12 protein-coding genes are annotated in these 13,687 nt (G+C 47.3%); 6 read left to right on the forward strand and 6 right to left on the reverse strand.

Features of this window, described 5'->3' with window-relative positions; genetic code table 11:
* The first annotated feature begins 94 nt into the window (after window positions 1-94).
* Window positions 95-688: a porin family protein gene (locus HHL16_RS09530; RefSeq protein WP_169424887.1), complete on the forward strand. Its 594-nt coding sequence runs from the start codon at window positions 95-97 to the stop codon at window positions 686-688.
* 102 nt (window positions 689-790) lie between these two features.
* Window positions 791-1,378, forward strand: a complete 588-nt coding sequence (locus HHL16_RS09535; protein ID WP_169424888.1) for a porin family protein — start codon at window positions 791-793, stop codon at window positions 1,376-1,378.
* Between the two features lie 86 nt (window positions 1,379-1,464).
* Here HHL16_RS09535 and HHL16_RS09540 read toward each other — a convergent pair whose 3' ends face one another.
* From HHL16_RS09540 to HHL16_RS09555, 4 genes are all read right to left on the reverse strand, one after another.
* Window positions 1,465-4,032, reverse strand: coding sequence for a T9SS type A sorting domain-containing protein (locus HHL16_RS09540; RefSeq protein ID WP_169424889.1), 2,568 nt, complete (start codon window positions 4,030-4,032; stop codon window positions 1,465-1,467).
* Between the two features lie 317 nt (window positions 4,033-4,349).
* Window positions 4,350-5,360: an NAD(P)-dependent alcohol dehydrogenase gene (locus HHL16_RS09545; protein ID WP_169424890.1), complete on the reverse strand. Its 1,011-nt coding sequence runs from the start codon at window positions 5,358-5,360 to the stop codon at window positions 4,350-4,352.
* A 73-nt stretch (window positions 5,361-5,433) separates the two neighbouring features.
* Complete coding sequence (locus tag HHL16_RS09550; RefSeq protein WP_169424891.1) at window positions 5,434-6,342, reverse strand: helix-turn-helix domain-containing protein; 909 nt, start codon at window positions 6,340-6,342, stop codon at window positions 5,434-5,436.
* A 78-nt stretch (window positions 6,343-6,420) separates the two neighbouring features.
* A complete protein-coding gene (locus HHL16_RS09555; protein ID WP_169424892.1) occupies window positions 6,421-6,939 on the reverse strand; it encodes a DoxX family protein in 519 nt (172 codons plus the stop codon).
* A gap of 196 nt (window positions 6,940-7,135) precedes the next feature.
* On the opposite strand from HHL16_RS09555, the gene HHL16_RS09560 reads away from it, so the two are divergent.
* Window positions 7,136-7,558, forward strand: a complete 423-nt coding sequence (locus tag HHL16_RS09560; RefSeq protein ID WP_169424893.1) for a DUF4345 domain-containing protein — start codon at window positions 7,136-7,138, stop codon at window positions 7,556-7,558.
* 57 nt (window positions 7,559-7,615) lie between these two features.
* On the opposite strand, the gene HHL16_RS09565 is transcribed toward HHL16_RS09560, so the two are convergent.
* A complete protein-coding gene (locus tag HHL16_RS09565) occupies window positions 7,616-8,188 on the reverse strand; it encodes a Crp/Fnr family transcriptional regulator (protein WP_169424894.1) in 573 nt (190 codons plus the stop codon).
* A 190-nt stretch (window positions 8,189-8,378) separates the two neighbouring features.
* On the opposite strand from HHL16_RS09565, the gene lon reads away from it, so the two are divergent.
* The 3 genes from lon to HHL16_RS09580 all read left to right on the forward strand — a co-directional run bounded on the left by lon (window position 8,379) and on the right by HHL16_RS09580 (window position 12,682).
* Entirely contained in the window at window positions 8,379-10,781 is a 2,403-nt protein-coding gene (lon, locus tag HHL16_RS09570; RefSeq protein ID WP_169424895.1) for an endopeptidase La, read from the forward strand.
* A gap of 286 nt (window positions 10,782-11,067) precedes the next feature.
* On the forward strand, window positions 11,068-12,114 hold the full coding sequence (gene porQ, locus HHL16_RS09575) for a type IX secretion system protein PorQ (protein ID WP_169424896.1): 1,047 nt from the start codon (window positions 11,068-11,070) through the stop codon (window positions 12,112-12,114).
* A 130-nt stretch (window positions 12,115-12,244) separates the two neighbouring features.
* Window positions 12,245-12,682 carry a response regulator transcription factor gene (locus HHL16_RS09580; RefSeq protein ID WP_169424897.1) on the forward strand — a complete coding sequence of 146 codons (438 nt, stop codon included), beginning with the start codon at window positions 12,245-12,247 and terminating at the stop codon, window positions 12,680-12,682.
* Here the strand turns inward: HHL16_RS09580 and bioB are convergent.
* On the reverse strand, window positions 12,679-13,656 hold the full coding sequence (gene bioB / locus HHL16_RS09585; protein WP_169424898.1) for a biotin synthase BioB: 978 nt from the start codon (window positions 13,654-13,656) through the stop codon (window positions 12,679-12,681). The genes HHL16_RS09580 and bioB overlap by 4 nt on opposite strands.
* Between the last annotated feature and the right edge of the window lie 31 nt (window positions 13,657-13,687).

A 13,687-nucleotide genomic window follows, 5' to 3' on the forward strand; every position in this document is an offset into this window, starting at 1 on the left:
ATATTACAAATCCGCGATTACGTAGATATTAACAAGCGATTGCAACATACTGGCACACCAATTGAAAAAACAGGGTTGAACCAAATTACAATGTATGAAAAAGAGAACCCTGTATCTTTTACCCCTGGCTTTATTATTATGTACTGCCTCTGCTTCTTTTGCACAAGGACTTCACTTTGGCGTTAAAGCAGGTGCGAACATTCTGAAAGTAGATGGAAAGAGTTTCAATGATGGATTCAAGTTCGGGTATAACGTGGGAGCATTTGCAGAGATCAACTTTACAGACAAGTTTGGCATTCAGCCGGAAGTATTGTGGCATCAGACGAATTACCGTTCTGGCGACCGTTTCAGCAATATCTATCCCGGTGGTGTGAACGATGTGAAAGGTAAACTCAATTACCTGAGCGTTCCGGTATTGCTGAGCTATTCTCCTGTTAAATTGATCTCCATTCAGGCAGGTCCTCAGTTTGGTATTCTTTTGAATCAGGACAAGAATCTTTTCAACAACGGAAAGGATGCATTCAAAAAAGGTGATTTCTCCTTACTCGGCGGCGTTCAGGTGAATGTGGGCGGACTGAAAGTTGGAGGAAGATACCTTATCGGATTGTCGAACATCAATGATGTTGGCAGCAGCGAGAAATGGAAAAACCAGGGCTTCCAGCTGTATGTTGGACTTCGCATCATCTAATCATGAAGGTTGAATGGTTGGCGCTTTTTTTCTATATGTTCCATCAAAAGAGGTACCTTGTAGCCGCAAAACCTTTTCATGGAAATCCAAAAATCAATATGTATGAAAAAAAGAATGCTGGCTCTTTTTTCCGGCATGATGCTATTCTCGATTACCTGCATGGCTCAGAGTCTGCACGTAGGCATTAAAGCAGGCGCCAATATTTTCAAGGTAGACGGAAAATCGTTCAACGACGAATTCAAGTTCGGTTATCATATCGGCGCATTTGGAGAAGTGTATATCAACGAAAAATGGGGCGTACAACCGGAACTGTTATTCAGCCAGACGAACTTCCGTACCGGAAACGGTTTCAACAGCGTTTATCCCAATGGCGTAAGCGATGTAAAAGGAAAACTGAATTACCTGAGCATTCCTGTGCTGCTTTGTTACCGGCCCCTCAGCCTGGTAGCCATTCAGCTCGGACCACAGTTCGGCACATTGCTGAATCAGGATAAGAACCTGCTCAACAATGGCAAGGAAGCTTTCAAAAAAGGCGACTTCTCCCTGCTCGTAGGCGCACAGCTGAACCTGATGAAATTCAAAGTGGGCGCACGTTATGTGATTGGTCTCAACGATATCAATGATGTGGAAGACTCACACAAATGGAAGAATCAGGGTTTTCAGCTTTATGTAGGCGCAAGAATATTATGAGCCCTCTGTAAAACATAAAGTACTTAAAGAAAGAAGGTGTTCCGATTTTCCGGAACACCTTCTTCTTTTGTAAACATTGCAGAGGCTTACTTCTTCAGTATTTTGAAATTGTTCTTCTTATTGTTCTCTTCAATGATGAAATAATACAAACCTGCAGGCAGGCTGCGTATATCAACCTTGGTGGTTCTTCCGGTGAGCACTTGTGTTTTGAAGGCAACACCTGTTATGCTCACTATCCTCAGTGTGGCGTTGTTGCCGGTGCCGGAAACGGTTACTTCATCTTTTGCAGGATTGGGCGAAACCGTGATGCGGCCTGCATTTCCAAACTCAAGATGTTTCACTGCACTGTAATCCGGTTTGCCATCGAGATCGGTTTGCTGTATGCGATAGTACACGGTGCCATCGTTTGGTCCGTTGTCAGTGAAGTCGTAGCTCAGCGGTTGTGTGCTGTTGCCATTGCTGGCTTTGCTTGCAACAAAACCGAGGTTGCTCCAGGTTTCACCGTCGGCACTACGCTGAATGGTGAATCCTTTATTGTTCAGCTCTGTAGAAGTAGACCAGCGGATGATGGCTTTGCTTCCGGCTTTGTTTACGTCGAACGATTGCCAGCGTACAGGCAGTCCGCAGGTGATGTTTACCGTTACATCGTCGGAGCTCACACAAGATCCGGTAGGATTGGGTGTGGTGATGCTCCATGTAAATGTATAGGTGCCAGGTACACTGAGACCGGTTACTGTTGTAGACGGGCTGGTAGGGGTGCCGAACACCGGTGCCGATCCCGCAGGAGAAGAAGCTACGGTCCACAATCCGGTACCAACGCCGGTTGCATTGCCTAAGAGGCTGGTGCTGGTTACGCATCCGAGTGTTTGATCACTGCCTGCATTTGAGTTGAGGAAATTATTCACGTGCAGCGTGATGTCGAACTCAAGCGGGGTTGCAATGCCTGAGCATGCGAACTCCTGTTCGAGAATTGGTCCCGCACCATTGCCCGAGAAATAAGAACCACGGATTACGTAATCACCCGCTGCATCGATATTGGAAACCTGTATGGTGCTATTGGTGATGCCGCGTTGATCGGAAGTTGGGAATACCAGCGGAGAAGAACCCGGAGGTTGAGAGATTACGTTGAAATTGTAGTATCCTCCAAAATCCTGCAGGTAGCTGGAATTTACTACACCCTGGAATACCGGTGGCATCGCCATGTTGAAGCTGATCTGTCCGGCTCCGGGATAACAAACCGTCTGTTCCTGCGGAGCAAGCGGCTGCCTGTTGTTATCGGTAATATGGATGAAGTATGATTGTGGAATGGTACAAGGGCTTGTTCCAACGCTGAGGTCTATGCGATAAGTACCCACTACCCATCCGCTGGCGCCGGGGTTTACGCTAATGCTCCGATTCATTGTTCCGGCACCACTTTGTACAAAGGTTGGTGTGCTGGCTCCGGGAGGCAGTATGCCTGCACTTGCAGCAGTTACCACAGTTGACGGTGGATCGGCCGCATTAATATCAAAGTAGAACAATTCCGGTGTAGCTGTTCCGGCAGTGCCGCAATGTACTTCACCGGCTGAACCGCCAAATGAATACACTGCCAGCTGCTCAGGCGCACCATGACCAGCCGGTTGAAAATTCAGCTGACCCGGATTCATTCCTGAAATGGTATAGGTCATCGGTGCAGAAGTTACAGTACCACAGCAGTTGCTGACGGTGATTGTAAAAGTGTATGCGCCGGGAACAGTAGCCCCGGTTACATAAAGTCTTCTGCTTTCCAGTTTATCGTACACCATATTTGCTCCACCCGGTTGGGATGTAACGTTGATGGATACTGTAGTTCCATTGGCTGTGTTACCGGATGATCCCGGAGTGGAAGTAGCAAAGTCAGGTGTATTGGAAGGCAGATCGATGTATTGCACGGAGCTGCCATCACTGCATCGTGAAATATCGGCAACCGGAATATTGGGATTGGGGCAAAAACGTACCACCGTAGTGTCTTTATAGGTACAAATGCCTCCGGGAGATGTGATGGTGAGTATTGCCCAGTATGCAGGATCGATATCGTGATCCGCTTTATTGATCAGCGAAAAGTTTGGCGTTGCACTGGTTGTGCTGCTGAACGATGAATTGGTGGTTACCGTTCCTCCAAATGATTCGAAACTGTAGATGTTCACGGCAGTCCAGGTTCCGGTGAAACCGGGAGGGATCACACCATCCAGCTGTACAGTTCCGGTTGTTGCGCAGATACCTGTCTTATCAGGTCCGGCAGTAAAACTTGCGGGCCTTGGATGTGCTGTAACTGTTACGTTTGAGGTGGAAGTTCCGGTACCGCAGGGCTGGCTCAGCTGGAATACATAGTTTCCATCGGCCGTCATTCCGGTGATACCCGTTGTAAGTGAATTCGGAGAGCTGATCACGGGTGTAACCGGACCAGAAACAAAACTCCATGTCGGGCTGCCGCTGACTGTTCCGGAAGCGGTGCCGTTCAGCGTGGCAGTTGATCCGCAGACAGTAAAGTTCCCCCCTGCATTGGCCGAGCAGTTCTGTGCTTCTGCAGAGGCAGACAGCAATAGCAGGGCTACCGGAACCAGCCACTTTATTCTACTGCATTGTCTGGAAACAATGGCCTGCAACCGGCCATGGAAAGTAAATCTAGCTTTCATGAGATAGTAATTTTAGGTTTCGATACAAAGGCATACTTATCCCTTGTGTGCGGGATAATAAGTTGTAAGGAATTCAGAGCTGGATTACTTCAGGAGCGTAAATTGGGTTGGGGGGAATGAATCGTAGGTTTGCTCCTGCGGATAACAAGGTTATTGCGAATTAAATATACCAAAAAATACAGGTTGGCAGCGCAAAATTTATGGATCAGGGTGATGGGTGCCCTACTGGTGCTTCAGTGATAATAGAAATAGGGAAATATGTAAAATGGAAAAGGCTGACCACGCGGATCAGCCAATGGTATGGTGCATGGATTGATTCAGATATTAGTCAATACTACACGGTATCTCGCTTTTCCTTCTTTGAGATGTGTGATGGCTTCATTCACTTTTTCCATCGGGAACTCCTGCACGGTAGGATAGATATTATGGCGAACACAAAACTCCAGCATGGTGCAGGTGAGGGCGGGGCCTGCACCCGGACTGCCTGCTACAGACTTTCCTCCGTTGATAAGATTCCACCCTGCAATCTGCATCGGTTCCTCTACAATTCCAACGGTATGGAATTTTCCTTTGGGAGCAAGGCATTCCAGATAACTGTTCCAGTTGAGCGGTACATTGGCGGTGTTGAGAATAAAATTCAACTGGCCTTTGATCGATTGAAGCGCTTCGTCGCTGGTAGAATCGATCACGCGCGTAGCGCCCATCTGCAATATCTCTGCTTCTTTCGATTTGTTGGAGCTGAATGCAATTACTTCACAACCCCAGTGTCTCAGAAACCGGATGGCAAGATGTCCCAATCCACCAATTCCGATAACGCCCACTTTATCTGTTGGTCTGATATTCTCGGATACAATCGGCGTGAATACGGTACTGCCTCCACAGAAAAGCGGACCGGCTTTGGCCATATCGATGCCTTCAGGAAGTTTCACCACCCAGCTCCAGTGCCCGCGTACAACATCTGCAAACCCGCCATGGCGGCCTACTTCCGTTTGTTCGATATCGGTGCAAAGCTGATGATCTCCCTGCATGCAATGCGGACAATGCATACAGCTTTTAGAGAACCATCCCATACCAACTTTATCGCCCACTTTCAAACCATGTGCATCATCACCGGTGCGGATTATCTCGCCTACGATCTCATGGCCGGGCACAAGCGGATATTGTGAGAACCCCCAGCTGTTATCGATCATGTTTATATCTGAATAGCATAGCCCGCAATAATGCACTTTGATATCAACCTGTTCTCTTCCGATCTCCGGCAGCGTGTATGTGAATGATTCCAATTTCCCACCTGCTGCTTTTACTGCGTATGCGTTAACTGTTGTCATGCTGAATATTTATGCAAAGCTAGTTTTGCAATGGCAGGCATAACTACAACAATCAAAGGGATTAGTATGAAATTCAAAGTGCCTGCTGCCGGGTGATGCCGGGAGCATGACCGGTTTGTTTTTTGTAGAAATTGTAGAAGTAGTTGGGATATTCGAAACCGAGACTGTAAGCGATATCTGCAACAGGCCAGTCGCTGTGTTTGAGCAATGAGTCGGCTTCGGTAACGATCCGCTCGGAGATATGAACGGAAGTAGGTTTACCTGTACTTTTTTTCACTGCATTGTTCAGGTGATTCACATGCACGCTCAGGGCATTGGCGAAATCGCTTGCAGAACGGAGCTTCAATATTCGTTCAGGTGTATCGATAGGAAATTGCCGTTCGAGCAATTCGAGAAAGGAGGCGGTGATGCGTTCTGCCGCCGTATTGCTTTTGCTGAATGGGGCATCGGGTTCCATCTTCAGCGATTCGTGAATCAGCAGTTGCAGGCGGCTGCGCAACAGATCGTATTTGAAAGCATAGTCCGAATCGATGTCCCGGAGCATCGACCGGAAAATATCACGCACATTCTTCAGCTGCTCTTTGTTCAGAAAAAACACGCCGTTCTTTTCAGGACGGAAGAGTGGGGACTGCTGCAGGCTGGAGTTTTTTTGCAGTTCTATCAGGAATTCTTTTTTGAACATGCAGAAGTATCCGGGCTGTTCGGGAGAAAGCGGCGTCCACGAAAAAGGGAGCTGGGGATGATAGAAAACAAGTGCGGGTTTATCGATCTGTATTTCCTTATCGTGCAAATTGAGTTTGCACTTTCCAAGGAGCAGGGAGATCTTGTAAAAATCTCTGCGTATGTAAAGCAATGGCTCTGTGCAATATTCGCCATTATCAAACACATTGAAGAGATTGGTAGCGGTATGCGTAATGCCTCTGTGACGGTAGAATGATTCGGCAGATTCGATGGCTTTCATATTCATTACTACAAAAATCAAAGCACAATGTTTCGCAGGGGCAAAAGAAAAAGCTGCCTTTGCAGCAGCTTTGATCCGGTATTTTCACCGACTGAATGCTTATGCAGTAGCTTTCGCGTACCTGGGAGCATTGGTCGTTCCATGGGATGAAGTTCTTCTTGCTGTTAACCAGCGGTCAACGGAGAAACGCCCACTGCCATTGATCGTCAGCACTGCGGCAATAGCCCAGAGCAGCAGATCGAACTCATAACCTTCACCTTTCTGATTACCGAACCAGTTCATATAAAAACCGTTGGATTTATGTTCTACAAAGAAGGCGCCTATCATTATCAATCCGATCAGTGCAGCATTGATTCTGCCTGCAAATCCGATGATGAGGAGAGCCGCGCCGAGTGATTCTACCAGAATTACAAAGGCTGCTGCGGGAGCGGGCATTCCTACATGGCCTGTGAAGTAACCCATGCTGCCTTCCCATCCGAATCCGCCGAACCAGCCGAAGGTTTTTTGCACACCATGCGCCAGCATTACCACGCCGAGCATTACACGAAGGATTGTCCAGTTGATGCTGTTATCTGTTCCGAGGATGTTGAGTTTCTTACAGTAGTTAAAGAGATTCATAAAATAACGTTTTAGAAAATGTTTGCGTTTGTGTGATATTGTGATGCAAAGATGCTACGAAACGCAGGGGTGCTCCAATGACCTAGGTTAAGAAATAGACTTGATCTAGGTTAAGTGTTTTGATGGGGCATAAATCTTGGCGACCGCCAATATTTTACAGATCAGCAGTATCGAATTTTGACCAAAACATTACACCATGAATGCTGGTTCAAAATTTCTCCGGTTTGCTTCAAAAGGCTTTGTTGTATTATCTGTGCTGAGTTTGCTCTACGTGAGCATACTCGCCATTTTCGATCCGCAATCTGTGATGGACCTGGTAGGCGTTAAGCTTCCCAACACGGATTCCATCAGCTCTATCCGTGGTGTGTACGGTGGTGTAGGCGTTACCATTGTTGCATTACTGATCCGTTACCTGCTCACAGATGTTGTATCGGCACTGCGTTTTCTTTCCATCTTCTGGGGCGCTTATGCCATATCGAGATTGATCACTATGATCTCAGACGGACCACTCGGCGCATTCGGCATGCAATGGCTGATGATAGAGTCGGTATTCTGTCTCATTGCAATTGTATTGCTGCTGCAAAATAAAAAGCTGCACCGCAGACCGGCACAGCTGTAACTATTGTTTCCTATGAAGGGTGTTTTTTGAGTGAACAGATCAGGTTTGCCTGGTCTGTTATTTTCTGTTGCTTCTGATTCTGCTGAGGCTTTCGGGCGTGATGCCGAGATAAGAAGCGATATGTTTCAGTGAGAGTCTCTGTTCAAATTGTGGGTATCTTACCTGAAATGCACGGTAACGTTCTTCTGCCGTCATGCTCATCGATTCGAAAATGCGGTTCTGCATGGCCACATAGGCGCGCTCCAGCAATATTCTGAAATGGCGGTTGAGCTGCGGAATTTCGTCGTATAATTTTTCCAGCGCCTGTCGCTCGATCATCAGCAGGGTAGAATCTTCCAGCGCTTCCACATCAAAGCGCGAAGGGTTTCCGCTAAGGAAACTGTACATATCTCCCGTCCACCAATCTTCAAATGCAAAAGTGAGTGTGCGTTCCTGCCCGTTATCATCCACATAAAAGGAGCGGAGGCATCCTTCGGTAACGAAACATTCGTATCGCATAACGTCGCCTGCCTGTAAAAGGTATTGTTTGCGGCGAACCTGTTTGGTTCTGATCACGCTGGTAAATCTGTTGATCTCGTCTTCGGTTAGCTGAACGTGTCGGGTGATGTTTTGAACTATCCTTTCGTACATGGGCTAAAGTTACAGGAATTGGTAACTTTGAAATCAACCTTTGTCTTTTTATCTGCCCTTTTGGCTTACCTGAGCCCCTGGCATGCAGCCGCACCTCCGTTGGCATCAAACTTGAACTATAGCCATTCTATTAATAATCATAGGTATTTCACGCTGAGTGTGTTATTTTGTCATTAGATAAAATGAAGTAATGAAAGAACCCAGTTTACTTTTTCAAGGCGAAGATGAGATGGATTTTCTCCCGATAATTCCCCTTAACGAGAATGAACGCGATAATGGTGAAGATCTGGTAGTGCCTGATGAACTTCCCCTGCTCCCCCTCCGTAATACAGTATTGTTCCCCGGTGTGGTATTGCCCATCACCGTAGGAAGAGATAAAAGCATCAAGGCTGTGAACGATGCCTACAAAGCCGACAAACTGGTGGGCGTTGTAGCGCAGAAAGACAGTAATGTGGAAGATCCCACAGTGAATGATCTCGAAGATATCGGTACAGTTGCCCGCATCGTGAAGCTGATAAAGATGCCCGATGGCGGAACCACGGTGATCATCCAGGGCCGCCGGCGTTTCAGGGTGGCAGGCATTGTGTCGGAAGATCCTTATTTCAAAGCAAGGGTAGAATTGCTTACTGAAGACGATACGCCCAAACTCGAAGACTTCGAAGCGTATGTTGCCAATATCAAGGAACTGGCAACGCAGATCATTCAGCTTTCTCCGAACATTCCTTCGGAAGCAAGCATCATTCTGAAGAATATCGAAAACCCTTCCTTCCTCATCCACTTTATTTCGAGCAACCTCAATACCGAGCTTACCGAAAAACAACAGCTGCTGAAGCTGGATAATATCGAAGCACGCGCAGACCTGCTGATGCAGTTGCTGCAACGCGAACTGCAGTTTGCTGAGCTGAAAAATAAAGTGACCACCAAAACAAAAACAGAGCTGGATAAACAGCAACGCGAATACTTCCTCAATCAGCAGATGAAGAGTATCCGCGAAGAGTTGGGTGGAGATTCCAACGATCGTGAGATCAAGGAAATGCAGAAGAAAGCGGAAACAAAAAAATGGACGGAGGCCGCACGCGATATGTTCCGCAAAGGAGTAGAGAAGCTGGAAAGAATGCATCCCAGCACACCCGACTACTCGGTGGTGTACAATCATATGGACCTGCTCCTCGATCTTCCCTGGGGTGAGTACACAGACGATATCTACGATCTGAAGCGTGCACAGAAAGTGCTCGACAAAGATCATTTCGGCATGAAGAAAGTAAAGGAACGCATTCTCGAATATCTCGCAGTACTGAAACTGAAAGGGGATATGAAGAGTCCGATCCTCTGCTTCGTAGGCCCTCCCGGTATCGGTAAAACATCGCTGGGACGCAGCATTGCCAGTGCCATCCAGCGCAAATACGTGCGTATCAGTCTCGGTGGACTGCACGACGAAAGTGAGATCAGAGGCCATCGCAAAACCTATATCGGTGCGATGCCCGGCCGCATTCTGCAATCGCTGAGAAAAATAAAATCATCCAACCCTGTTATCATTCTCGATGAGATCGATAAAGTAGGGAACGATTTCCGCGGCGATCCTTCATCAGCATTGCTCGAAGTGCTCGATCCCGAACAGAACAATACTTTCTACGATAACTATCTCGAACTGGAGTACGATCTCAGCAAAGTGTTGTTCATTGCTACGGCCAATAATATCAATAATATTCAACCGGCATTGAGAGACAGGCTTGAGATCATCGAGCTCGGTGGATATGCTGTTGAAGAAAAGATGGAGATAGCGAAGCGACACCTGGTGCCGAAACAAAAAGAAGCACACGGTCTCAAAGATTTCAACTTCAAGATCGGTGATAAAGTGCTGGAGAAAGTGGTGCAGGATTACACGCGCGAGAGTGGTGTTCGTGAGCTGGATCGTCAGTTGGCCAGCATCATGCGTTACGAGGCGAAGGAATATGCGATGAAGGAAAAGATCAAAACGCTGGTGACCGCAAAAGATATCGAGAAGATCCTCGGCAAGCCGCGATACAGCAATGATCTCTACAAAGTGGCCAATATGCCCGGTGTTGCCGTAGGGCTTGCATGGACGTATGTTGGTGGCGATATCCTCTTCATCGAAACAAGTCTCAGTGAAGGCAAGGGCGAGTTGAAGCTCACCGGAAACCTCGGAAACGTGATGAAGGAATCAGCGGTTACCGCACTGACCTATCTGCAATCGAATGCTAAGAAATTCGATATCGATCCTGCCATATTCGAGAAGCGAACCATTCATATTCACCTTCCTGAGGGAGCGGTGCCGAAAGATGGTCCATCTGCTGGTATAACACTGATGACCGCGATGGCATCTGCTTTTCAGGGCCGCAAAGTGAAGCCTTATCTGGCAATGAGCGGAGAGATCACCCTTCGCGGGCAAGTATTACCCGTGGGTGGCATCAAGGAGAAAGTGCTGGCTGCCAAGCGGGCAGGGCTCAAAGAGATCATTCTCTGTTGGCAGAATGAGCGCGATGTGCAGGAAATCGACTCTGATTTTATCAAGGGAATCAAATTCCATTTCGTGAAAACCATGCAGCAGGTGCTGGAACTTGCGCTGGTTTAACATTTATACAACGCTTTGCACAATAAATCCCGGAATTGCCGAAACCCGCTATGGGAAAGGTTTTCCGGGATTTTGCCTTTCTGGAAGACTGCTTTTTAATATTATTTTAATCGCTATACGAGCACGAAAGGTCAACAAAAGGAATCTAATCATGTTATATTTATAGTATCAATTGAAAATTTTTTCATGTTGGTTGTTTTAAGGGTTAAAGGAATTCCTCCATGTCAATGGAGGAATTTTTTTTTGTACCTGAATAACTGGATTATTTTCGCAGGCCATCTACTGCATGAGAACCTGCATCTTCATATCGATCGCACTGTTGTGCTGCGGCCATCTCCGGTCTCAGACACTCGGCGGCAGCAGTACCTACAACTTTCTCAAATTACCGGCATCACCACAAACAGCAGCGCTGGGCGGCATCAATATTTCTCAGATCAGCAATGATATCGGTCTTGCATATGGCAATCCGGCTTTGTTACGAACTAACATGCATACACAAACGCAGTTCAGTTTCAATTCGCTGAAGGGTGGAGTGAATGCTTACAACCTCATCGGCGGTTACCGCGCAGAGCAACTGCAAACCAATTTTGCATTGGGCATTCAGTACATCAGCTATGGCAATATTGTGCAGACAGATGAAAGCGGAAACATATACGGCAATATGCGCCCGGTAGATTATGTGATACAGGCCAGTGCAAGCAGGCGTTATATGGATCGCTGGCATTACGGCGCCACCATTAAATTCATTCATTCTTCGTACGGCATATATCGTTCTTCGGGCATTGCGCTGGATATCGGCATCAGCTATTACGATTCTTCCAATCTCTGGCAGGCATCATTCGTTGCGAAGAATATGGGCGCACAGCTGAAGCAATACAATGGATCTTCGCGCGAAGAACTTCCTTTCGATATGCAGCTGGGCATTTCAAAAAGACTGGCCAATGCGCCGCTTCAGTTTTCGTTAACGGCCTGGCATCTGCAACGCTTCGATATACGCTACAACGATACTGCTTTCAACACGGAGAATGGGTTTGATGAGAAAGGTTCACCCTTCTTCGATAAACTGTTCAGTCATGTTTTGCTTAGTGCGCAATGTTACCTCACCGACAAAATAGAGCTCAGTCTCGGCTACAACCATATGCGAAGGAAGGAGCTGAATGTAAGCAATGCGGGGAATGGGCTGAACGGATTTTCGATGGGAGCGGGTGTGATATTGAAAAAGCTGCAGATCAGGTATTCGAGAAGCTGGTATCAGCGGAGCATTGCGTATAATCAGTTTGGGCTGGCTTTGCGGTTGGGCGACTACCTGGGAACCGGGAATAGCGGAAAATAAGGTCTGGTAATCGTTTCCCCTTAATTTCTACTATCAAATTTCCTTGACGCGGTGAAAATTGGCAAAGCAGAATATGATTTTGTCGCCATTTTGAAGGATCTTTTGCCGGTTACTTTAACAACATTGCTCAATGATCAAAATTATGATAGCAGACGACCACCGGCTGGTGCGGGAAGCCTGGCGGCTGCTCCTGAACAGAGATCCCCGGTTGGATGTGATCGCTGTTTGTGAAAATGGCCACCGTGTGGTGGAAGCATCCAGGGTTTTGCAACCCCAGATAATATTGATGGACATCAATATGGAACCCATGAATGGCATTGAAGCTACGCGCCGCATCCGCGAATTTTCCGATGATATCCGCATCATCGGCATTTCTGTTCATACAGACCTGGCTTATGTTAACGGGCTTATGCAGGCCGGGGCCAACGGCTATGTAACCAAGAATTCTTCAGGGGAAGAAATGATAGAGGCCATCCTTCAGGTGATGGATGGCCAGCCATATTTTTGTAAAGAGATTTCAGGTATCACTTCTGCCGCAGTTCTCGCGGCAACAAGGGCAGCAGGTTAGTGCTGCACCATTTCCTTCTCACCTTTGAAAGCTTCACGGGGCTTCAATCCCAGCAGATCGAACATTGCCATATCCTCATCGAATGTAGGATTCGGTGTGGTAAGCAGTTTCTCTCCGGCAAAGATGGAGTTTGCACCAGCCATAAAGCAGAGCGTTTGATCGGCAATGCTCATGGTAGCTCTTCCTGCACTGAGGCGAACCATTGCTTTCGGCATCAGTATGCGTGCTGAAGCGATCATTCTCACCAGATCCCAAACCTTTACTTTTTCGTTGTGTTCGAGCGGTGTTCCTTTAACAGGCACCAGTGCATTTACGGGCACGCTTTCAGGATGCTCAGGCATGGTGGCCAGTGTATGCAGCATCTTGATGCGGTCTTCGTGTGTTTCTCCCAGACCTACGATGCCGCCGCAGCAAACAGATACGCCTGCTTTGCGCACATTGTCGAGGGTTTGAAGCCTGTCGTCGTAAGTACGGGTAGAAATGATATCGCCGTAATATTCGGCAGAAGTATCGAGGTTATGATTGTACGCATAGAGGCCGGCATCTGCCAGTTTCTTAGCCTGTTCTTCGGTAAGCATGCCGAGTGTACAGCAAACTTCCATACCCAGTTCATTAACGCCTTTTACCATGTCTATTACACGGTCGAAGTCGCGGTTGTCGCGCACTTCGCGCCAGGCGGCACCCATGCAGAAGCGGGTAGATCCTGCATCTTTTGCTTTCTGGGCGTACTCCAGCACCTGATCTGTTTTCATCAGTGCCTGTACATTGATGTCGGTATGATAACGCGCAGCCTGCGGGCAGTAAGAACAATCTTCAGAGCAACCACCTGTTTTGATACTCAGCAGCGTACACACCTGAACCTCACCGGTATCGTTGAATTCACGGTGGATGGTAGCCGCTTTGTAAATCAATTCCATCAGAGGGGTATTGTACAGTTCTTCTACTTCCTGCAAAGTCCAGTCGGATCTGATCATATCAAAATTTTTTCTTGAATGGGCGAATATA

Origin of the sequence: Pseudoflavitalea sp. G-6-1-2 (assembly GCF_012927185.1) — a bacterium.
In the GTDB taxonomy this organism is placed as follows: Bacteria; Bacteroidota; Bacteroidia; order Chitinophagales; family Chitinophagaceae; genus Pseudobacter.